Genomic DNA, 20,194 nt, shown 5'->3' on the forward strand with positions numbered 1-20,194 from the left:
GACTACCTGCGCTGCTGGGGCGCAAGGGTCGCGTTCACGACGAGGACGGCGGCCAGGGCGAAGCCGGCCACCTGCAGGAGGTTGAGCGCGGCCAGGAGACGCAGGCCCACAGCGGCGTCCGTCACGGTGCCGATGACGGCGGAGATCGCGACCAGGCCCAGCAGCACCGCCCCGGAGAGCCGGGCGCCGCGGCGCGGGAGGCCGAGAAGGGCCGCCGCCAGCAGGGGCCCGAGACCGGAGACCAGGATCGGCAGCACGAGCTGGGGCACGAACGCCGGGTTCGAGGCGTGCATCGTGACGCCCGGCGCGGTGAGCACCCACAGCGGCGGGGCAGCGAGGACCAGGGGGACCGCCGCCGCCCAGCGCAACGTCGCGCTGTGGGCACCCGGCCGGAGCAACCCGGTCCAGGCGAGCGCGATGCTCAGGCCGAGCGCAACGACCGGCACCGCATCCCGGAGCGTGATCGTGCTGTCTGCTGCCGTACGGCTCACCAGCAGGGCGATGACCAGGAGGCCGGAGCAGACGGTCGCCGTGAGGAGCGCACCCCGCGACCTGAGGCTCGCCGTGCCGGCTGCGAGCACGAAGACCGTGGGCATCGACGCGTCGACCAGCAGCCCGACCAGCGACAGCACACCTGCGCCGCTGGGCTGGATACCAGGTCCGTGCGCGAACATCCGCGGTGCGTCCAGGCCGACGGTCAGCACCAGCACCGCCAGCGCGGCCAGGGCGAGCGTCCTGCTCCGTCCAGGCTGGTCGGACGGGTCGCCGCCGGCTTCTTCGTCGGCCTCGGGACGCGGGGACGGCACGACGACGACGGTGGTGTCCGACGTCGTGACGACCTCCGCCCCGGTGCCTGCGGCCGGGGCGGCGGGCGCTCCGCCGTCGACCCGGTCCGGGCCCTCCTGGCCGGGTTGAGCCGCGGCGTCGTCCGCCACGCGTCGCGGTCCTCCGAGGATCCCGGCGACCGCGCACGCGAGTGCCAGCCCCATCACGACAAACGGCTCCGGGTTCGGCTGCCGGCCCAGCAGGAGCTCGGACCCGTACCGGCCCAGGCCGGCGAGCACGATGAGTACCGCCCCGGTGATCTGCGGCCCACGGTCGGGCAGGCAGACGAGACCCGCCGCGAGGATCGTGAGCACGGCGGGTATACCCAGGGCGACGACGAGGACCGGCCACCACGCCATCTCCCAGTACGGGCCCGTTCCGGTGATCCGCCCCAGCAGCGGGGCGAGCGCGACCAGCACGAGCGGCGCCCACGGGCGGCGGTCGGTGCGCGAGGTGATCCACCAGGCCAGGACCAGGCAGGCCAGGGCCAGCAGCAGCTGCGCCGGGCCGGACCACAGGCGACCGGCGCCGTCGCCGGTGGGGAGACCGCCGCTCGCGGGCAGGCCGAGCGCGATCAGTGCTACGAGGTGCAGCAGGGTGCCGACGCCCACGACGAGCAAAAACGTTCGCGAACCGCGAGCCACGGCGGCGGCCGCGAGGACGAGTGTGGTCACTGTCAGCACCGGGGCGACGGCGGCCAGCACGATCCAGCTGGTGGTGTAGTACGCCTGGGAGAAGACGGCCTCGGGGAGGCCGAACAGCCCCGACACCGCCAGCAGGAGGGCGGCGGCCAGGGTGAGGACGCCGGTGCGGCTGGGCCGGGACCGTGCTTGGCGCGGTCCCGGCGGGGGAGCGGTCATGGACTCACCTTGGCAGACGGGGATCCCGACAGGCTCGACCAGCGAGGCTCGACGTCCTGGTGAACAGCGTCACGGCACCGTGTAGCCCGCGGCGCGGAACATCTCGTACCACTCGGCCCGCGTGAGCGGCAGGTCGGACCCGAGGGCGGCGCCCGCCACCCGCTCGGGGTTCGTCGTTCCGAGGACCACCTGCATCTGCGCGGGGTGGCGCGTGATCCAGGCGGTGGCGACGGCGATCGCCGGCACGTCGTACTGCGCGGCGAGCCGGTCGATCACGGCGTTCAGCTCGGGGTACTCCGGCGAGCCGAGGAACACGCCGCTGAAGAAACCGGCCTGGAACGGCGACCAGGCCTGCACGGTGATGTCGTTCAGGCGGCAGTAGTCGAGCGTGCCGGAGTCGCGGCTGACCGACTGGTCCACCGCCTGCATGTTGGCGGCCACCCCCTGCGCCACCAGCGGGGCGTGCGTCACCGACAGCTGGAGCTGGTTCGCGACGATCGGCTGCGACACGGACTTCCGGAGCAGCTCGATCTGGCCCGGCGTGTGGTTGGAGACGCCGAACGAGCGCACCTTGCCCGCCGCGGACAGCTCGTCGAACGCGCGCGCCACCTCGTCCGGCTCCACGAGAGCGTCCGGGCGGTGCAGGAGCAGGATGTCGATGTAGTCGGTGCCGAGCGCGGCGAGCGAGCCGTTCACGGACTCGATGATGTGCTCGTACGAGAAGTCGAAGTACGGGCCCTCGCCGACGATGCCGGCCTTGGTCTGGAGCACGATCTCCTCGCGCTCGGACGACGTCAGCTGCATCGCCTCGGCGAACCGGGTCTCGCACCCGTGCAGGGCCGAGCCGTAGACGTCGGCGTGGTCGAAGAACGAGATGCCGGCGTCGCGGGCGGCCCGCACGAGGGTGCGTACCTCGTCGTCCGTCTTCTCCTGGATGCGCATGAGGCCCAGGACGACGTTCGGGACGCTGAGCTCCGTCCCGGGCAGGGTGAAGGTCTTCACGGAAATTTTTCTCCTGTGGTGGTCGGGCGTGGACGGCTCGGGCGGCCTCAGGCGGCGGAGAGCCGCGCGACCTCGTCGGTGGTGAGCTGGAGCTCCGCCGCAGCGGCGGAGTCGGTGATGCTGGCTGGCCGTGACGCCCCGGGGATCGGCACGACGACGGGGGCGAGGGCGAGCTCCCAGGCGAGCACGACCTGGTACGGGCTCACGCCGTGGTCGGCGGCGACCTCGGCGAAGGCGGCGTGGCGGGTGGCGAGGTCACCGGCGTTGGAGATGCCGCCCAGCGGGCTCCACGGCAGGAACGCGATGCCGAGCTCGGCGCACAGCTCGAGCTCGGGCTCCGACGAACGGAACCGGGGCGAGAACTGGTTCTGGACCGAGACCAGGCGACCGCCCAGGATGTCCTGCGCCTGCCGGATCTGGTCGGGGTCCGCGTTCGAGATGCCGGCCATCTCGATGACGCCGTCGTCGAGCAGGTCGCGGATCGCGCCCACCGAGTCGCCGTAGGGCACGTTCGGGTCGGGCCGGTGGAACTGGTAGAGGCCGATGGCCTCGACGCCGAGCCGCTTGGCGGATGCTTTCGCGGCCTCTTTGAGGTACTCGGGCCGGCCGTCCTTGGTCCAGGACCCGTCACCGGGGCGCAGGTGCCCGCCCTTGGTGGCGACCAGTACGCCGGAGGTGTCGCCGCCGTAGGAGCGCAGGGCGGCGGCGATGAGCTCCTCGTTGTGGCCCACCTCGTCGGCGTGCTGGTGGTAGGCGTCGGCGGTGTCGATCAGGGTCACACCGGCGTCGAGGGCGGCGTGGATCGTGGCGATCGAGCGGCCGCGGTCGGGCCGCCCCTCGATGGACATCGGCATGCCGCCGAGACCGATAGCGGAGACGGCACGGCCGCCGATCGTGCGGTGCTGCATAGGTAGCTCCTCGTGTCGCAACGGTTTCGAGCCTGAGACTAGGAAGCGATAACCTAGAAGTCCAACAACTCCTCATCATCATTCCTAGAACTGGTAGTGCTTAATGGAACTGCGTCAGATGGAATACCTCGTCGCTCTCGCGGACGAGCGGCAGTTCACCCGCGCCGCCGAGGTCACCGGCGTCTCCCAGTCCGGGCTGTCCGCCGCGATCCGCAACCTCGAGGTCGAGCTGGGCACCAAGCTGTTCACCAGGACCACGCGCAAGGTGGAGCCGACGGAGGCCGGCCTGGCGCTGCTGCCCTTCGCTCGCTCCATGCTCTCCTCTGCGACGGAGGCGCGCGACGCGGTGGTGCAGGTCTCCCGCGAGCTCGCGGGGACGCTGCGGGTCGGGTCGGAGCAGTGCCTCGGCGTCGTCGACGTCAGCTCCCTGCTCGAACGTTTCCACCGGCGCTACCCGCGGGTGGAGATCGCGTTCACCCAGGCGGGCTCGCACGAGCTGCTGGCCGGGGTGCGCGACGGTGACCTCGACGCCGCGTTCGTCGCCACCTCCGACCACGTCGGCCTGCTGCCGCGCACGGTCCTGGGCCAGGAGCCGGTGGTGCTGCTGTGCCCGCCGGACCACCCGCTCGCCGCGCGCCCGGCCGTGGACCGGGACGAGCTCGGCGGCGAGCACTTCATCGACTTCCACCCGTCCTGGGCGGTGCGACAGCTCAACGACGACGCCTTTGACGCCCGCGGCGTGCACCGCCGGGTGCGTTTCACCGTCAACGACGTGCACACGCTGCTCGACCTGGTGGACCGTGGCCTCGGCGTCGCGCTCGTGCCACGGCACGTCGCCGCCAAGCCGCAGGCGGCTCGCCTCGTGGCGGTGCCGGTCGCGCCGGACGGCGCCGCGGACTGGGTCGTCTCGGTGGTGACGGGCTCGGGCGACCGCCCGGACTCCCCGGCGCCGCACCTGGTGGAGCTGCTCGACGACGCCCCGGCCTGCGTTCCCGTACCGGCCGGTTGACCCTCGCGCCACCTATTCGGTGTAGCCGACCTCCAGGGCGGACGACACCTCGGTCACCCGGTAGGTCTCTTCGGCGTCGAAGTCGTGCAGTGTTTCAGGGGCCCGGCTGTTGCGCGTCGGCGACATCGTCGCTGTCAGGAGAGTTACCCAGTAGAGGGTGGGCCTGCGCGATGGGTCCTTCGGGAACCTGGACGAGAGTCGCGAGCATGTGACCACCGTAGAAGCGCACCAACCGGTCGCCGGATGGTCGGCAGTAGGTCAGGTGGCCGGCAGTCCAGAATGCCGACCACCTGACCGGAGCGGTGCCCGCGAGGGTCCGACCTTCGCACAAAACCTTCCACTGTAAGAATTTCTCGGTACGATCATCGGGCGGTGCCTCGGGCGAGGCTGCGACGGAGCGGTCAGCCCGGTGCCGCCCTTGTACACGTGTCGAACGAAGGAGTTCCATGCCGACGACGAAGCCGACCACCTCAGTACAGCTCTACTCGGTGCGAGACGCGGTCGCCGAGGACCTCGACGGCGCCGTGGCGCGCCTGGCCGAGATCGGGCTCCAGGACGTGGAGCCGTACGCCTTCCACGAGCGCACCGCGGCGTACGGGCGCGCGTTCGCGGCGGCGGGGCTGACGGCGCCGTCCGGGCACGCGCCGGTGATCACGTCGGACACCCCGGAGGCGATCTTCGACGCCGCGGCCGCGCTGGGCATGGCCACGGTGATCGACCCGTTCGTCCCGGCAGAGCACTGGCAGACGACGGAGCAGGTGGCCGACCTGGCCGAGCGGGTCAACGGGCTTGCGGTGCTGGCCGCCGAGCGCGGCCTGGAGTTCGGGTACCACAACCACGCCTGGGAGCTGAGCACCCGCATCGACGGCCGGCACGCCCTGGAGGTGTTCGTCGGGCATCTCGATCCGGCGGTGGTGCTGGAGGTGGACACCTACTGGGCGGCGGTCGGCGGTGCCGACGCCCCGGCGCTGCTCGGGACGCTGGGCGACCGGGTGCGCCTCATCCACGTCAAGGACGGCACCCTCGACGGCGACATCCAGGCCCAGCAGCCGGCGGGCTCCGGCGCGGTGGACGTCCCGGCGATCCTCGCCGCGGCCCCGCAGGCCACCCGGGTGATCGAGTTCGACGCGTACGCGGGCGACGTGTTCGCCGGCATCGCGCAGTCGTTCGCCTGGCTGGCGGAGAACGACCGATGAGCGGGGGCGCTAGCCGGCCGGAGGCCGCGGGCGTCGGCATCATCGGTGCCGGCAACATCTCGACCCAGTACCTCGAGAACCTGGCCCGGTTCCCCGACGTCGAGGTCCGGTTCGTCGCGGATCTCGACCAGGAGCGTGCCGCCGCGCAGGCTCAGGCGTTCGGGGTTCCCGGCTCGGGGACCGTGGACGAGCTGCTGGTCCGCGAGGACATCGACGTGGTCGTGAACCTCACCGTGCCTGCGGTGCACGCCGACGTCGGGCACCGCGTGCTGGCCGCCGGGAAGCACGTCTGGAGCGAGAAGCCGCTCGCCCTCGACCGGGACGCGGCGGCCACCCTCCTGGCGGACGCCGAGGCGCGCGGCCTGCGCGTCGCGTGCGCCCCGGACACGGTGCTGGGTGCGGGCATCCAGACCGCGTTGCGGGCGATCGCGCGCGGCGACATCGGCGAGCCGCTGACCGCGACCACGATGTTCCACGTGCCGGGGCCGGAGGCATGGCACCCCAGCCCCGACTTCCTGTTCGCGGTCGGGGGCGGGCCGCTGTTCGACATGGGGCCGTACTACGTGACGACGCTCGTGCACGTCTTCGGCTCCGCCACCCGGGTCCAGGCGGTGTCGTCCATGTCGCGCCCGACCCGCACCATCGGGAGCGGCCCGCGGGCCGGCGAGGTGTTCGACGTGCTGGTGCCGACGCACCACGCCGCCCTGATCGAGTTCGGCCCGGGGCGTTCGGCGCAGTCGACGTTCTCGTTCCAGCACGCCCTGAACCGGTCGGGGTTCGTGGAGATCAACGGCACCGAGGGAACGATCGTCCTGCCCGACCCGAACAGGTTCGACGGGGACTCGTCCCTGTGGCGGTACGGGTCGGACGAGCCGACGGCGCTCCCGGCGGTCGGCCCCGAGCTGGGGCGCGGCGCAGGCGTGGTCGATCTGGTGCGCTCGATCCGTGACGGCGGCACCGAACGCGCCTCGGGGGCGGTGGCCGCGCACGTCCTGGACATCCTGCTCGCGGTCCGGGACGCGGCGGACGCCGGCAAGCCCGTGGAGATCGACTCCGCGGTCGGTCCCGTGGCGCCGCTGCCGGACGGCTGGGACCCGACCGTGGTGAGCACGGCGACCCAGGGGTAGAAGCGTCCGGCGGTATACCCGGTGAGCGGGTGCCGGGTCTCGTGAAGAACGTTCAGCTGGGAACCGAGTTTGCGGGCTGTGCCGAACTGTTCAGCTCAGGCGAACTTCGCAGGGCTGAGCCGAACGCAATTCACGAGACCCGGCACCTGCTGTTCGGGTGCACCTCACGGCTCGATCGGTCGGTCCTCGGCCGGTCCGGCGCCCGGCAGGAGCCGTTCCAGCAGCTTCAGCGAGCGGCGCACGTCGACGTCGTCGGGGGCGAGCAGCCACTGCAGCTGCAGGCCGTCCGAGGCGGCGACGACCAGCGCCGCGGCGTCCTCCGGGTCGACGTCGGCGGCGATCGCGCCGGACCGCTGCCCGGCTCGGATCCGCTCGGCGAGGTCCCCGCGGACCCGCTGGTAGCGCGCCTGGACGAACTCGCGGGTCGCCGGGTGCTGCTCGCCCTGCAGGGCATCGGTGGTCAGCGTCGCGTACAGCTCGACCAGGCCCGGGATGGAGCGGTTCCGCTCGGCGCTCTTCTCCATCATGGCGACGGCCGAGGCCGCTTCGGGCGCCGACCGTTCCCGGGCCTGCGCCTCGTGGACCCGGGACTCGTGCGCCCGGTAGACCTCGACGAGCAGCTCGTCACGGTTGGCGAAGTAGTAGCGCAGGGCTGCGTGCGAGACGCCGATCGCCTCGCCGATCGCACGCAGCGACGCGCCGACGCCGCGCTCGGCAAACAGCTCCATCGCGCTGAGGAGGATCTGCGCGCGGCGCTCGGGACCCTTCCGGTACGTCCGCCCGTGGGAGCCCGCATCGCCGTTCGCCATGGACGCCATCGTACGAAGGACCGCCGTCCGAAGGGCCGCACCAGTGCGGGCGACGGCCGGAATGCGCCGCACCTCTCCGGAGTTTCCCCGCACATGAGCACATTCGGCATCATTGGAGCAGGAAACATCGGCAGCCAGGTGGCACGCCTGGCGATCGCACAGGGCTACGACGTGGTGATCGCGAACTCGCGCGGTCCCGAGACCCTCGCGGACCTCGTCGTCGAGCTCGGCCCCCGGGCCCGGGCAGCGACGGCCAAGGAGGCGGCCGAGGCGGGCGACGTCGCGCTCGTCTCCGTACCGCTCAAGGCCTACCAGGATCTCCCGGTCGAGCCGCTGGCGGGCAAGGTCGTGCTCGACACGAACAACTACTACTGGGAGCGCGACGGCCACATCGAGGCGCTCGACCGTGGCGAGGCAACGGTCTCGGGCCTGCTGCAGGAGCACCTGCCCACGTCGAAGGTCGCCAAGGCGTTCAACCACATCACCGCGGTGACCATCACGACGGACGGGAGCCCAGCGGGTACGGAGAACCGCCGGGCCCTGGCGACGGCGAGCGACCACCCGGAAGCGATCGACCTCGTCACCCGCTTCTACGACGCGGCAGGCTTCGACACCGTCAGCATGGGCCCGCTCAGCGAGTCCTGGCGCACCGAGCGCGACCGGCCGGCCTACGGGCCGCGCCAGAACGCCGACGAGCTGCGGGCCAACCTCGCCAAGGCGCAGCGCGTCCTCTGATCCGCGGCGTGGCGTTCGGGACTCAGGCCCCGAACGCCTCCAGCGCCACGGGCTCCCACTCGCGCCAGGTGCGCAGGCGCTCGGCGTAGATCTGCTCCACGTCGGCGAGCGACCTGCCGAGGAACACGTGCAGCGGGGGCCGCTCGGCGTCGGCGATCTGGAGCAGCGCGGCCCGCGTCGCGTGCGGGTCGCCGATCTGGAAGTCGGGGGCGGTGGCCGTGCGCACGTCGGCGTAGTCGGGGAGCGGGGCGCTGGTGTGCGCGGCCGTGGCGAAGCCGGTGGCGTACGGGCCCGGCTCGACGTTCGTGACGTGGATGCCGAACGCGGCCACTTCCTGCGCGAGCGACTCGGTCAGGCCCTCCACCGCCCACTTGGACGCGTGGTAGGCGCCGAACCCGGGGTAGGCGCGGACGCCGCCCTCGCTGGTGACCTGCAGGATCCGGCCCGAGCCCTGCGCGCGCAGGACCGGCAGCACCGCCTGGGTGACCCAGACGGTGCCGAAGAAGTTGGTCTCCATCTGGGCACGCAGCTCGTGCTCGGTGACCTCCTCGACCATGCCGAGCTGCCCGTACCCGGCGTTGTTCACGACCACGTCGAGGCGGCCGAGCCGCTCGACGGCACGCGCGACGGCGTCGAGCACGGCGGGCCGGTCGGTGACGTCGAGGCTGATCGGCAGGACGGCGTCGCCGTACTTGCTGACCAGCGGTTCCAGGGTGCTGGTGTCACGGGCGGTGGCGGCCACGTGGTCGCCCCGTTCGAGCGCCGCCTCGGTCCACTCGCGGCCGAGGCCGGTAGATGTTCCGGTGATGAACCATGTGGTGTGCATGTCTCCATCGTGTGGTGCCGCAACCCATTCCACCAGCGACTCTTTCGCACTCAAGACATGCACCGATCGCATGACTCATGATGGGTGCATGGCTGAGCTCACCGTCACGGCGCTGCGTGTGGTGCACGCCGTCGTCGGCACCGGATCCTTCACCGCCACGGCGGACCTGCTCGGTTACACCCAGTCGGCGGTCTCGCGCCAGGTGGCCGCCGCGGAGTCCGCCGTCGGTGTCCCGCTGTTCGTGCGGGGCGCACGGGGCGTCCTGCCCACCCCCGCGGGCACTCTGGTCGCGCGCCGCGCGGCGACCGTGCTCAGCGAGCTCGACGCGGTCGGCAAGGACCTGGCCGGGCTGGCCGACGGGCTCGGCGGCCGGGTGGTCCTCGGTGCTTTCCCGACGGCGATGTGGGTGCTCGCACCCCGGGCGGTGGCGACGGTGCGGGAGCGGCATCCCGGGCTGACGGTCGACCTCCAGGAGGCGTCGACCCCGACCCAGCTGCGTCAGCTGCGGGCGGGACGCATCGACGTGGCGGTCGTCGGGCTGGGTGCGGACCTGCCCGCGTACGACCTGGACGGCCTGCGCCGTGACCATCTCGTGGACGGACGCTCCCTCGTGGCGGTTCCCCGGGGGCACCGGTTCGCCGGCCGGGCGCAGGTCCCGGTGGTGGAGCTGGCCGAGGAGGAGTGGATCGTCGGCAAGGGGCTGCGCGGCGAGCCGCAGTTCGGGGCGTGGCCGACGCTGCTCACGCCGAAGGTCGCGTACGCCGCCCGCGACTGGCACGCGCGCCTCGGCCTGGTGGCCGCAGGCCTCGGGATCACCACCCTGCCCGAGATCGCAGCGGTCGCCCTTCCCGAGGACGTCCTGACGGTCCAGGTCGACGATCCTGCCTGGCTCGGCCGCGCGGCGTTCGCGGTCACCCGGCCCGAACGGATCGCGAGCGTCGAGGTGGTGGTCGCGGTACTCCGCGAGCTGGCGGAGAGCCTGCGCTGAGACCTGGGCCCCTTCGCCCGGCTCGTGCGGAACCCCCGTGGGCGCGGGGCCGTCAGCGGATGTCCTGGCGCAGGGCGGCGGCTCGTGACCGGTAGCCCTGCGCAGTGCCGTTGCCGTTGACCGCGGCATGCGCCGTCGCCAGGCGGTCGAGGAGCGTGATCAGCCGGTCCCGCACCTGAGGCAGCCCGCGGTTGTGGCAGCTCTGCCAGACCGTGGCGGCGCGTTCCCGCACGGACAAGGCGTCACCCAGGCGGTTGACCTGCGCGAGCGTGTCTCCGAGCCGGGACAGGGCGTCTCCGAGGTCTGGCTCGACCCGGTCAGGGTTGGACTGCGCCAACCGCTCGAAGATCCGGACCGCTCGCTCGGCCAGGGCCATACCCTCGTCCGGATTCCCGACGGCGGAGTACTGCACCCCGAGGTCGGACAGGGACCTGGCGAGGTCGGGCTCGAAGCGGTCGGGGTTGGACTGTGCCAGCCGCTCGAGGATCTGGACCGCCCGCTGTGTCGCGGGGGGCGCGTCACCGAGCCGCTCCACCCGCGAGTACCAGGCGCCGAGCCGGGACAGGGCCGCGGCGAGGTCGGGCTCGAAGCGGTCGGGGTTGGACTGTGCCAGCCGCTCGAAGATCTGGACCGCCCGCTCCGTCGGCGCCAGGTCCTCACGGCGCCCGAGCTGCAACTCCCACGTACCGAGGTGGGACAGCGTGGTCGCCAGTCCGGGCAGATGGCGGTCGGGGTCGGCCTGCGCCAGCTGCTCCCGGATACTCAGTGCTCGCACGGTCGCCGCCATACCGTCGTGCGCGCGCTCCAGCTGTCCGTACCAGACGCCGAGATCGGCCAGCGAGTCGGCGAGGTCGGGCCGGAACCGGTCGGGGTCGGACACGGCCAGCCGCCCGTAGATGTCGACCGCTCGCCGCGTGGGATCCAGGGCGTCTCCGGGACGGCCCAGGTGCGAGTGACGTCTGCCGAGGTGGGCCAGGGTCCGCGCGAGGTCGGGTACGAACCTCTCGGGGTTCGTGGTCGCCAGGCGCTCGTAGATCTGCACCGCCCGCTGAGTGGTCCGAAGGGCGTCGCCGGGGTGCCCCACACCCGCGCTCCGCTCGCCGAGCTCCGTCAGGGTCCTGGCGAGGTCGGGCTCGAACCGGTCGGGGTCGGACGCCGCCAGCCGCTCGTAGATCCGCACCGCCCGCTGCGTCGGAGGCAGCCCGTCGCCGGCGTGCCCTACCGCGGACAGCCTGGCACCGAGGGTGGCTAGGGAGCCTGCGAGATGCTCGCCGTCGTCCTCGAGGAGCTCGGCGTGCCGGCGAGCAAGGAGCGCGGCGGTAGGTGCCATCCGCACGGACGGGTGTGGGATCGCGGCGAGCGCGGCGGCATGCGCCTGTGGGGTAGGAGGCAGGTGCTCGGCGAGGTGGTCGGCCAGGGCACGCACCGCTTCCTGCTGCTCTTCACCGCGGGCAGGGTCGGTGGCGGCGCGGGAGAGCACGGTCATCGCCCGGATGGTCTGGGCGGTGGTGAGATTCGCCAGGAGCGCGTCGACGTGCCGCGCGGCGTACCGTTCCGTGGTCAGGACTCGGACGATCAGGTGCTCCGCCACGCGGTCGGGGGTCAGCGGGCCGATCCACTGCCCCGAGCCGGCCGCGGGCATGTACGTCTTGCGCAGCCAGGTCGCCGTCGCCCCGGGGTCGGGGTGGATGTCCTCCGTGAACACGCTCAGCACCCGCTGCGCCAGCGCCACGGCTGCCGCCTCGTCCTTGGCCCCGAGCAGTGCGACCGCAGCGACCAGGGACCGACGCATCGCCATGGTGAGCCGGTCGGAGATCCCGATCTCGTCGGCGGTGGCTTCCCAGTACGTCGTTGCCTCGTGCCGGAGCAGCTCCTCGAACACGTCCGCGGTCGTGACGTTCTCGACGGCGTCGGCGCGCCCGGAGCGGCCCTTGGCGCTCAGGACCGCGACCAGGGCGGCGGCGGTCAGGTCCAGCACCCGCAGCTGTACGGATGTGCCTGCGAGCGGCACCTCTGGGACGGCGACACCCAGGTCACGGGCGAACGCGAGGGCCGCCGCGTCGACGATCTCCTGCGGATCCGCGTCGAGCGGAGGCAGGTCGGCGTTGCCGTAACCGCGAGTCAGCGCGGCGCCGAGGTCTCCGGGCACCGCTGTGAGCGCGTCCCACCAGTTTCCCGCGGTACGGGCCAGCATCAGGACGCGGATCGTGCCGCCCCCGCCGAAGTCGTCGTAGGCCTCGGTGAGGAACTCGCGCAGGCCCGGCCGGTTCTCGGCGTAGTCCACCACGACCAGTACGGGCCGGTCCCGTGCGTGCTCCCGGAGGGCAGCGACGGCGGCAGCCTGGTTCTCCTGGTCCGGAGCCAGGAACAGCCTCTCCCACCCGGTGCCGAGCGTACGGAGGCGGCGTTGCAGCTCGTCGGCCAGCCGGGTCTTGCCGACACCCCCAGGGCCGGTGATCAGGCGAAACGGTGTCGCCGCGTGCTCCGTGCACCAGGCCAGCAGCGTTTCGAGGATCCCTTGCCGCCCCAGGAACGGGACGATCTGGTGGTCGTGCCGCGGCGACAACAGGGCTGCGAAGCCTTCTGGAGCCCGCGCTCGTAGGTTCTCCACCGCTTGCGCGGCGGCCTGACGCCGCGCGCGCAGGTCCAGGAATACCCCGAGCGTGTGCTCGGCGATCAGGCCGACGGCCAGGCCGCCTACGGTCGCCAGGACGAGGACCAGCGGAGGCGCGTCGGCAGAGACGAACTCTGCCGCCACGGCGCCGATCACCGATGCGACGGCGAGCGCGCCGAAACCGAGTGTAGGCATCGCTTCGCGCCACCTGGTCCGCCCCCGAGGAGTCCCCTGCATGTCCGGAAGGTACTTCCTGTTGACCTCTTGTTGGGGTGAATATTCGCCACGCGAAAGATCGGGCCACCGCTCGGCTAGTCTCCGAAGCATGCAGTCGACCCACCCGGATGATCCCTGGTCCAGCGTCGCCGACGACTGGGGCCGGTACTGGGGCGACTTCGCGCGGCCCGTCTGGGAGCCGCTGCTGCGCACCGCGACCATCGGCTCCGGCACCCGCGTCCTCGACGTCGGCTGCGGCACCGGCGAGCTGCTCGAACACCTCCAGGAGCACGACGCCCGGCCCAGCGGCGTCGACCCGGCGTCCCGGATGATCGAGCTCGCCCGGGCGCGCGCCGTGGGCGCGGACGTACGGGCCGGCGAGTTCGAGCGGCTCCCGTTCGACGACGGCGCCTTCGACGCGCTGCTCGCGGTGAACGCTTTCCAGTTCGCCGCGGACCAGGACCGGGCGCTCGCCGAGGCGGGTCGCGTGCTGGTGCCCGGCGGCACCCTCGGGCTTGCCGGCTGGGCCGAGCGCGCACGGAACGACCTGGACGCGATCAACAGCGCGCTCGCCGCGGCCGACGACGAGGAGCCACCGGAGGACGGCCCCCTCCGCGTCGAGGGCGGTCTCGCCGAGGTGCTGCGCGGGGCGGGCTGGGAGCTGCTCGACGGCGGCGTCGTGTCCGTCCCCTGGACCGCGCGGCACGACACCGACCTCGTGCACGGGATCCTCTTCGGCGAGCGCGAGTCGACGATCGCGGACCTCGCGCCGGTCGTCGTGGCCGCCGCCGCGCCGTACCGCAGGCCGGACGGGACCTACCGGCTCGTGAACGCCTTCCGCTGGGTCGTGGCGCGCCGGCCGGGCTGATCAGACCGCGGTGCGCCGACCGGGTCCGGGTCACGCCTGCGGTGCCCGCCCGTCGACGTCGATCACCACCTTGCCGAGGGCGTGGCCCTCGCCGTGGAAGGCCAGAGCCTGAGGCACCTCGTCGAGCGGGTACGTGCGGTCGATGTGGATGTCGACCTCTCCGGCCAGGCACTGCTCGGCCAGCGGCTGGAAGTACTTCGGCCCCAGGCGCACGGGCAGGACCCCGATCCGGCGTCCGGTGGCGCGGGCTGCGACGGTGCCGACCGTCAGGATCTCCAGCAGCTTCCGCACGGGTCCGCCCACGCAGAGGTACCTACCGCCGCGCCCCAGTGCGCGGCGGTAGGCGAACACGGACCTGTGCGCGACGAGGTCGAGGATCAGGTCGTACGGCCCGGTCCGGGTGAAGTCCTCGCTGCGGTAGTCGATCACGCGGTCGGCGCCCAGCGACAGCATGTGGCCGAGCTTTGCGGCGTTGTCCACGGCCGTGACGTGGGCGCCGGCGCACTTGGCGAGCTGGATCGCGAACGATCCCGAGCCGCCGCCCGCACCGTTGATCAGCACCCGCCGGTCCGGGCCGGCGTCCGCGGTGCCCTGGAGTGCGATGGGGGCCGCCTGCGGCAGCGTTGATGCCTCGGCGAACGTCAGCCCCGGCGGCTTGTGCGCGAGGGCCGACTCGGGCGCCACCGCATACTGCGCGAAGCCGCCCTTGTGGACGAGGTTGTCGCCGTACACCGCGTCGCCGGGCCGGAACCGCGTGACATCGGACCCGACGGCCTCGACGCGGCCGGCGATGTCCGAGCCCAGCACCCGTCGGCCGGGTCTGCGCAGCCCGCCGAACCGGGCGTAGAACGGTGACCCGCGCAGGCTCTCCCAGTCGGAGAGGTTGATCGACGTCGCGATGACCTCGACCAGCACCTGGTCCGGCCCCGGAGCCGGCACCGGTATCTCCTCGACCCGCAGTCGACCCGGTGGTCCGTACTCGTCGTAGACGACAGCCCGCATCCCGATCTCCCGTCGGCCGGTGTGTGCCTGGTCTACACGGTCCGGGCGGGGGCGACAAGGGTTCCGACCGCCGAGGCTGCCATGAGAACGGTTATCATCAACCGGGCAGCCGGAAAGGGCCGTCAATGATGGAGAGAGGCGCGATGAGCAGGCCTTCCGCGACCGGACGGGTTCCCGTGGTGACATTGACCGGGCACCTCGGCGCCGGCAAGACGACGGTGCTCAACCACCTGCTGCAGCAGCCCGGCGCGCGGGTCGGCGTCGTGGTCAACGACTTCGGTGACGTCAACGTCGACGCAGGGCTGGTCACCGGCCAGATCGACGAGCCGGCGTCCATCTCCGGCGGCTGCCTGTGCTGCCTGCCGGACGCCGGCGGGCTCGACGCCGCGCTCGAGAGGCTGACCCACCCCCGCCTGGGGCTGGACGTCGTGATCGTCGAGGCCAGCGGCATCGCCGACCCGCTGACCTTGTCCCGCATGATCCGGTTCAGCGGTGTCGAGCGGGTGCGGCCCGGGGGAGTGGTCGACGTCGTCGACGCCGTGGAGCACTTCGACACCGTGGACACCGGCGGCGACCCGCCCGCACGGTACGCGGTCACGTCGCTCGTCGTCCTGAACAAGACGGACCGCCTGCCCGCCGGCGACGCCGAGCGGACGCTCGACCGCATCGAGGCCCGCGTGCACGAGCGCAACCCGGCGGCCCAGGTGGTGCGTACCTCGCACGGGCGTGTGGACCCCTCCCTCGTCTACGACGCCGCGTCCGCGGAGGACCCGCCCGACCAGCTCCCGCTGGCGGCCCTGCTGCGCGACGGTCGCGAGCACGACCACGAGCACGCCGACGCCGTCACGGTCCCCGCGTCCGGCCCGGTCAGCCCCGGGCGACTCGTCGACCTGCTCGAGGACCCTCCGCCGGGGGCGTACCGGATCAAGGGCCGGGTCGTCGTCGACACCGGCCGGAGCCTGCGCGGTTACGTCGTCCACGTGGTGGGCCGGTCGGTGCACGTGACCAGCCGGGGCATCGGCGACGACGGTCTCGGCGAGCTGGTCGCGATCGGCATGCACCTCGACGTCGGCCAGGTGCGGGACCGGCTCGACCGGGCGCTGGCGCCGTCCGACCGGCCGGACGCCCAGGGCTTCGCCCGCCTGCAGCGCTACCGGAGGCTCAGCGCCTGAGCGTGGCGCGAGGCGGGCCGCCGCGTCTGTAGGGTGAATCCACGTGAGCACGCAGCCCGACCAGACCCTGCCCATCATGCGCGTCCCCGGGATGCGGGCGCTGCTGGGGGTGTCGCTGCTCGGTTTCGCCGGCTATGCGCTCCTGCTGCCGACGGCGCCCCTGTGGGCCACCCACGGCGGCGCGGACGAGGGCGGCGCCGGCCTCGTGAACGCCGTCCTGATGCTCGCCACCGTCGCCGTCCAGACGACCGTGCCGTGGGCGCTGCGCCACTGGGGCTGGCGCACCACGCTCGTCATCGGGGTCCTCCTGCTCGGCCTGCCCTCCTTCGCGCTGATGCTCACCGACCAGCTGGCCTGGATCCTCGCCGTCTCGGCGGTGCGCGGCGCGGGGTTCGCGGTCCTGACCGTGTGCGGCGCGAGCGCCGTCGCCGAGCTGGTCGACGCCGCCCGGCGCGGGCGTGCGATCGGCGTCTATGGGCTCGCGGTCGCCTTCCCGCAGCTCGTGCTCGTGCCGAGCGCCGCCTGGATCGCCGAGTCCGTCGACTTCCGGGTGGTGTTCGTGATCGGTGCGCTCCCGGCGCTCGCGGTGCCGTTCGCGGCGGCGCTGGGCCGGCGCCTCGACGACGTCGCCCGCGACGGGCTCGACACCGGCGACCGGCCGAGGCGCGAGCGGGGCCGGATCCTGCTGGCGCTCCTGCTTCCCTCGCTCGTCCTGCTCGCCGTCACGACCCCCGGCGGGGCGCTGCTGACGTTCGCCCCGCAGTTCCGGCACGGCGCGACGGTCGCGGTGCTCGGCCTGCTCGGGTTCACCGCGGCGGCGGCGCTGGCCCGCTGGCTCGTCGGCGGGCCTGCCGACCGGTTCGGGCCGAGCCGGTTCATCCCGCCGCTGCTCGTCCTCTGCGCCGGTGGCCTCGCCCTGTGCGCCTGGTCGCTGTCCGACGGCGGCCCCGGCGCCGCCGTGCTGGTGGCCGGCATGACCGTGGTCGGCATCTCCTACGGGAGCCTGCAGAACCTGACCCTGGTCACGGCGTTCGCGGCGGTGCCGGACCGGGACCGCAGCGTGGCCAGCGCCGTCTGGAACATCGGGTTCGACACCGGCACCGGCCTGGGCTCGCTGGTGGTCGGCTTCATCGCCGCCGGGACGAGCTTCTCCGTCGGCCTGCTGACCACGGCGGCGCTGTGCGTGGTGGTCGCGCTGGTCGCGCTGGGTGGCAGCGGCTCAAGGCCGCGCGCTTGACGCCGCCGCATCCGCCTGGTCGTCGGACGAGCGCAGTGACTGCACCACGGGCAGAGTGACCGAACGACGAAGGAGCGCAACCGTGAGCTGGCTAGAGGGTTGGTCGGGGGCTGGGATCACCGGTGCCGCCGCGGGGCGGCGCATGAGCGCGGGCCGCGTGGTGGTCGTGGGGTCGGCAAACGTCGACCTCGTCGTCGACGTGCCGCGGCATCCCGCGGGCGGCGAGACCATCCTGGGCGGCGAGCTGCGCCGGACGCCCGGCGGCAAGGGCGCGAACCAGGCCGTCGCCGCGGCGCGGGCCGGGGGAGCGGACACCACGTTCGTCGGTGCGCTCGGGCGGGACGACTCGGCGGAGCTGCTGCTCGGCTCCCTGGTGGGAGCCGACGTGCGGACGGACGCCGTCGAGCGGGTCGACAGCCCGACGGGGACCGCCCTGATCACCGTGTCGCCCGACGGGGAGAACGCGATAGTCGTCGCGCCCGGCGCCAACGCGCACGTGCGGATCGGCGCCGCGCAGACCGAGCGGATCGCGGCCGCCGACGTCGTGCTGGCCCAGCTCGAGATCCCCCTGGACACGGTCGTCGCGGCCGCCGGGGCGCGTCGCGACGGGGCGCTCTTCGTGCTCAACGCCGCTCCCTCGCGCGAGCTGCCCGACGAGGTGTGGGACCAGCTCGACGTGCTCGTGGTCAACGAGCACGAGGCCGCGGACCTGGCGGGCGCGTCTGCCGAGCCGGAGTCGCTCGCGGCCGCGCTGCTGGCCCGGGTGCCCGCCGTGGTGATCACGCTCGGTGCGCGGGGCAGCCTGGTCGCGGAGCGCGACGTCCTTGCCGTCCGCGTCCCGGCGGCGCCGGTCGAGGCGGTTGACACGACCGGTGCGGGCGACACGTACTGCGGCGTCCTGGCGGCCGCCCTCGCCCGCGGTGCCGGCCTCGCCGAGGCTGCCCGGCTCGCGGGGGCCGCGGGAGCGCTCGCGGTCACCCGGCCCGGTGCGCAGGACGCGGTGCCCCGCGCCGCGGACGTCGCTGCGCTGGCCGAGCGGCTCGCGGAAGAAACCGGAAAGGCATGAGCTACACGTCCGACCCTCTCGCCCCGCGGCCGATCGACCGGCCGACCGAGGTCGTCGCCGGGCCGCTGACTCCCGAGCGAGTCCTGGCGCACCGCTCCAGGGCAGCCCGCGTGGGTCGGTGCAGGGTGGCAAGGCCAGGAGGACCTGATGCGCAACCTGGAGCGAGCGAACCCCGCCGTCCGCGGGTGACGACGGGGCTCGCCGGTTAACGGCTTGCCGCGCCCTGCGAGGCTGGCGCCGTGGCCGATCAGGAAACGATGCCTGGCTGCTTGCTGATCACCGGGACGCCGGGTGCCGGGAAGACCACCGTCTCGCAGCTCGTGGCCGAGCGGCTGCCACGTGCCGCGCGGGTCGACGGAGACGTGTTCGGGAGCATGCTCGTCAGCGGCCGGGCGACCATGATCGACGAGGAAGGCCGCTGGAATCCCGGACCCGAGGGGCAGCGCCAGCTGCGGCTCCGGATGGTGAACCTGTGCTCCGTGGCCGACAACTTCGCCGACGGGGGGTTCGCGCCGGTCGCCGACACGGTCGTCGAGACGCGGGAAGAGCTGAGGTTCATCGCCGGCCTGTTGCGGGTGCGGCCGCTCATGCTCGTCGTGCTGTGCCCGCCCCTGGAGGTGGCGCGGCAGCGCAATGCGACGCGTGCGCCGGAGACGCGCGTCGACTACGACGTCGCGCCCTTGGCACGGAACCAGCGGCGGGAGCTCGGCGACCTCGGGTGGTGGCTGGACTCCGGGGAGCAGACGCCCGAGGAGACCGCCGACCTGATCGTGGTGGAGGCCGCTCGGCGGGCCATGGTGCCGGAGGGGGCGCTGCGGGCGTAGGGCGGTGGCGTCGTGGAGTCGTGGCGTCGTTCGCAGGGGGTTGTTCGTGGTGGCGTTCGCAGTGGCCTTCGCGGGGTGCCCGTGTGTCGGGCCTGTCCGTTCTGCTGTGGGCGGAGGGGGCTCGTTCGGCGAGCGATGCGAACAGGTGTGCGATAACTTGGTGACATGACATCAGCCGGAGGTGCACCTGGAGCGGGCGAGCAGCTCGTTGGGTCGGTGCTGCCCCTGGACTCGTCGGCGCCCATGGTCGTCGGCGCGGCTGATGTGCGGGCGCTGCGCGAGTACCTGGCCGGGATGATCCTGCCAGGGGCCACCGACACCAGCAGCACCACCGCCGTCCGCACCGGCGCTGGCACGGTCACCGCGACTGACACCAGGACTGGCGCGGGTACCGGCACCGGCGCGGACACCGGCGGGCTGATGTCGAAGCAGGCGCAGGCGGAGTGGGTGGATCTGCTCGGTGAGCTCGAGGCGGTGAAGAACACGGTGGCTGCGGTGCAGGGCCGGTTGGCGGTGGCGTTGGATGAGGCGACGAAGGTCGAGGAGGCCAGGCAGGGCATCCGGGCTGGGCGGCGGGGTCGTGGTGTGCCGAACCAGGTCGGTGCGGCGCTGCAGGTGAGCCCGCATGCGGGCGGCTCGTTTGTGGGGGTGGCGCGGGTGTGGGTCATGCAGATGCCGCAGACCTTCGATGCCCTGCGCACGGGTGTGCTGTCGCAGTGGCGCGCCACGTTGATGGTGCGGGAGACGTCGCACCTGAGTGTGGAGGACCGGGCGCGGATCGATGAGGAGCTCTGCGGACCGGCGAACCGGGCTGCTCTGGCTTCGATGGGCACGCGGCGGTTGGTCGCGCGGATCAAGGAGCTCGCGGGTGAGTTGGATGTGCATGCGTGTGTGAAGCGGAACGCGAAGG

General features: G+C 72.9%; 17 protein-coding genes and 1 pseudogene. 11 read left to right on the forward strand and 7 right to left on the reverse strand.

What is annotated here, in order from left to right; translation table 11 throughout:
- Positions 1-2 precede the first annotated feature (2 nt).
- The 3 genes from LUM46_RS07005 to LUM46_RS07015 all read right to left on the reverse strand — a co-directional run bounded on the left by LUM46_RS07005 (position 3) and on the right by LUM46_RS07015 (position 3,595).
- Positions 3-1,685, reverse strand: coding sequence for a hypothetical protein (locus tag LUM46_RS07005; protein WP_274993057.1), 1,683 nt, complete (start codon positions 1,683-1,685; stop codon positions 3-5).
- A gap of 69 nt (positions 1,686-1,754) precedes the next feature.
- The gene (locus LUM46_RS07010) at positions 1,755-2,687 is read right to left on the reverse strand and encodes an aldo/keto reductase (protein WP_274993058.1); all 933 of its coding nucleotides are present in this window, start codon (positions 2,685-2,687) and stop codon (positions 1,755-1,757) included.
- A gap of 47 nt (positions 2,688-2,734) precedes the next feature.
- Positions 2,735-3,595, reverse strand: coding sequence for an aldo/keto reductase (locus LUM46_RS07015; protein WP_274993059.1), 861 nt, complete (start codon positions 3,593-3,595; stop codon positions 2,735-2,737).
- Between the two features lie 103 nt (positions 3,596-3,698).
- Between LUM46_RS07015 and LUM46_RS07020 the strand changes: the two genes are divergently transcribed.
- From LUM46_RS07020 to LUM46_RS07030, 3 genes are all read left to right on the forward strand, one after another.
- Entirely contained in the window at positions 3,699-4,604 is a 906-nt protein-coding gene (locus LUM46_RS07020; protein ID WP_274993060.1) for a LysR family transcriptional regulator, read from the forward strand.
- A 446-nt stretch (positions 4,605-5,050) separates the two neighbouring features.
- On the forward strand, positions 5,051-5,800 hold the full coding sequence (locus tag LUM46_RS07025; protein WP_274993061.1) for a sugar phosphate isomerase/epimerase family protein: 750 nt from the start codon (positions 5,051-5,053) through the stop codon (positions 5,798-5,800).
- Entirely contained in the window at positions 5,797-6,927 is a 1,131-nt protein-coding gene (locus tag LUM46_RS07030; RefSeq protein ID WP_274993062.1) for a Gfo/Idh/MocA family protein, read from the forward strand. The genes LUM46_RS07025 and LUM46_RS07030 overlap by 4 nt, the downstream gene beginning before the upstream one ends.
- A gap of 164 nt (positions 6,928-7,091) precedes the next feature.
- Here the strand turns inward: LUM46_RS07030 and LUM46_RS07035 are convergent, their stop codons facing one another.
- Positions 7,092-7,736, reverse strand: a complete 645-nt coding sequence (locus LUM46_RS07035) for a TetR/AcrR family transcriptional regulator (protein WP_274993063.1) — start codon at positions 7,734-7,736, stop codon at positions 7,092-7,094.
- A gap of 93 nt (positions 7,737-7,829) precedes the next feature.
- On the opposite strand from LUM46_RS07035, the gene LUM46_RS07040 reads away from it, so the two are divergent.
- The gene (locus tag LUM46_RS07040; protein WP_274993064.1) at positions 7,830-8,471 is read left to right on the forward strand and encodes an NADPH-dependent F420 reductase; all 642 of its coding nucleotides are present in this window, start codon (positions 7,830-7,832) and stop codon (positions 8,469-8,471) included.
- Between the two features lie 22 nt (positions 8,472-8,493).
- Here the strand turns inward: LUM46_RS07040 and LUM46_RS07045 are convergent, their stop codons facing one another.
- Positions 8,494-9,297, reverse strand: coding sequence for an SDR family NAD(P)-dependent oxidoreductase (locus tag LUM46_RS07045; RefSeq protein ID WP_274993065.1), 804 nt, complete (start codon positions 9,295-9,297; stop codon positions 8,494-8,496).
- A gap of 88 nt (positions 9,298-9,385) precedes the next feature.
- On the opposite strand from LUM46_RS07045, the gene LUM46_RS07050 reads away from it, so the two are divergent.
- Positions 9,386-10,285 (forward strand): LysR family transcriptional regulator, encoded by a 900-nt coding sequence (locus LUM46_RS07050; RefSeq protein WP_274993066.1) that lies wholly within the window; start codon positions 9,386-9,388, stop codon positions 10,283-10,285.
- A gap of 52 nt (positions 10,286-10,337) precedes the next feature.
- Here the strand turns inward: LUM46_RS07050 and LUM46_RS07055 are convergent, their stop codons facing one another.
- Positions 10,338-13,094 (reverse strand): tetratricopeptide repeat protein, encoded by a 2,757-nt coding sequence (locus LUM46_RS07055; RefSeq protein ID WP_274993067.1) that lies wholly within the window; start codon positions 13,092-13,094, stop codon positions 10,338-10,340.
- Between the two features lie 130 nt (positions 13,095-13,224).
- Here LUM46_RS07055 and LUM46_RS07060 point away from each other — a divergent pair, with 130 nt between their 5' ends.
- The gene (locus LUM46_RS07060) at positions 13,225-13,983 is read left to right on the forward strand and encodes a class I SAM-dependent methyltransferase (RefSeq protein ID WP_274993068.1); all 759 of its coding nucleotides are present in this window, start codon (positions 13,225-13,227) and stop codon (positions 13,981-13,983) included.
- Between the two features lie 30 nt (positions 13,984-14,013).
- Here the strand turns inward: LUM46_RS07060 and LUM46_RS07065 are convergent, their stop codons facing one another.
- Entirely contained in the window at positions 14,014-14,985 is a 972-nt protein-coding gene (locus LUM46_RS07065; protein ID WP_274993069.1) for an NAD(P)-dependent alcohol dehydrogenase, read from the reverse strand.
- A gap of 143 nt (positions 14,986-15,128) precedes the next feature.
- Between LUM46_RS07065 and LUM46_RS07070 the strand changes: the two genes are divergently transcribed.
- From LUM46_RS07070 to LUM46_RS07090, 5 genes and pseudogenes are all read left to right on the forward strand, one after another.
- Positions 15,129-16,157, forward strand: a complete 1,029-nt coding sequence (locus LUM46_RS07070) for a CobW family GTP-binding protein (protein ID WP_274993070.1) — start codon at positions 15,129-15,131, stop codon at positions 16,155-16,157.
- Between the two features lie 43 nt (positions 16,158-16,200).
- Positions 16,201-17,394 (forward strand): MFS transporter, encoded by a 1,194-nt coding sequence (locus tag LUM46_RS07075; RefSeq protein WP_274993071.1) that lies wholly within the window; start codon positions 16,201-16,203, stop codon positions 17,392-17,394.
- An 82-nt stretch (positions 17,395-17,476) separates the two neighbouring features.
- The gene (locus LUM46_RS07080; RefSeq protein WP_445376107.1) at positions 17,477-18,460 is read left to right on the forward strand and encodes a ribokinase; all 984 of its coding nucleotides are present in this window, start codon (positions 17,477-17,479) and stop codon (positions 18,458-18,460) included.
- A 239-nt stretch (positions 18,461-18,699) separates the two neighbouring features.
- On the forward strand, positions 18,700-19,284 hold the full coding sequence (locus tag LUM46_RS07085) for an AAA family ATPase (protein WP_274993072.1): 585 nt from the start codon (positions 18,700-18,702) through the stop codon (positions 19,282-19,284).
- A 420-nt stretch (positions 19,285-19,704) separates the two neighbouring features.
- Positions 19,705-20,194: pseudogene (locus LUM46_RS07090) on the forward strand (DUF222 domain-containing protein); the annotation flags it as partial.

This window comes from Promicromonospora iranensis (assembly GCF_028994805.1).
Classification (GTDB): domain Bacteria; phylum Actinomycetota; class Actinomycetes; order Actinomycetales; family Cellulomonadaceae; genus Promicromonospora; species Promicromonospora iranensis.

Coding starts and splice junctions, on each gene's coding strand:
- LUM46_RS07005 (WP_274993057.1), bottom strand. CDS start 1,685: ATGACCGCTCCCCCGCCGGGACCGCGCCAAGCACGGTCCCGGCCCAGC.
- LUM46_RS07015 (WP_274993059.1), bottom strand. CDS start 3,595: ATGCAGCACCGCACGATCGGCGGCCGTGCCGTCTCCGCTATCGGTCTC.
- LUM46_RS07020 (WP_274993060.1), top strand. CDS start 3,699: ATGGAACTGCGTCAGATGGAATACCTCGTCGCTCTCGCGGACGAGCGG.
- LUM46_RS07025 (WP_274993061.1), top strand. CDS start 5,051: ATGCCGACGACGAAGCCGACCACCTCAGTACAGCTCTACTCGGTGCGA.
- LUM46_RS07030 (WP_274993062.1), top strand. CDS start 5,797: ATGAGCGGGGGCGCTAGCCGGCCGGAGGCCGCGGGCGTCGGCATCATC.
- LUM46_RS07035 (WP_274993063.1), bottom strand. CDS start 7,736: ATGGCGAACGGCGATGCGGGCTCCCACGGGCGGACGTACCGGAAGGGT.
- LUM46_RS07040 (WP_274993064.1), top strand. CDS start 7,830: ATGAGCACATTCGGCATCATTGGAGCAGGAAACATCGGCAGCCAGGTG.
- LUM46_RS07045 (WP_274993065.1), bottom strand. CDS start 9,297: ATGCACACCACATGGTTCATCACCGGAACATCTACCGGCCTCGGCCGC.
- LUM46_RS07050 (WP_274993066.1), top strand. CDS start 9,386: ATGGCTGAGCTCACCGTCACGGCGCTGCGTGTGGTGCACGCCGTCGTC.
- LUM46_RS07055 (WP_274993067.1), bottom strand. CDS start 13,094: ATGCCTACACTCGGTTTCGGCGCGCTCGCCGTCGCATCGGTGATCGGC.
- LUM46_RS07060 (WP_274993068.1), top strand. CDS start 13,225: ATGCAGTCGACCCACCCGGATGATCCCTGGTCCAGCGTCGCCGACGAC.
- LUM46_RS07065 (WP_274993069.1), bottom strand. CDS start 14,985: ATGCGGGCTGTCGTCTACGACGAGTACGGACCACCGGGTCGACTGCGG.
- LUM46_RS07070 (WP_274993070.1), top strand. CDS start 15,129: ATGAGCAGGCCTTCCGCGACCGGACGGGTTCCCGTGGTGACATTGACC.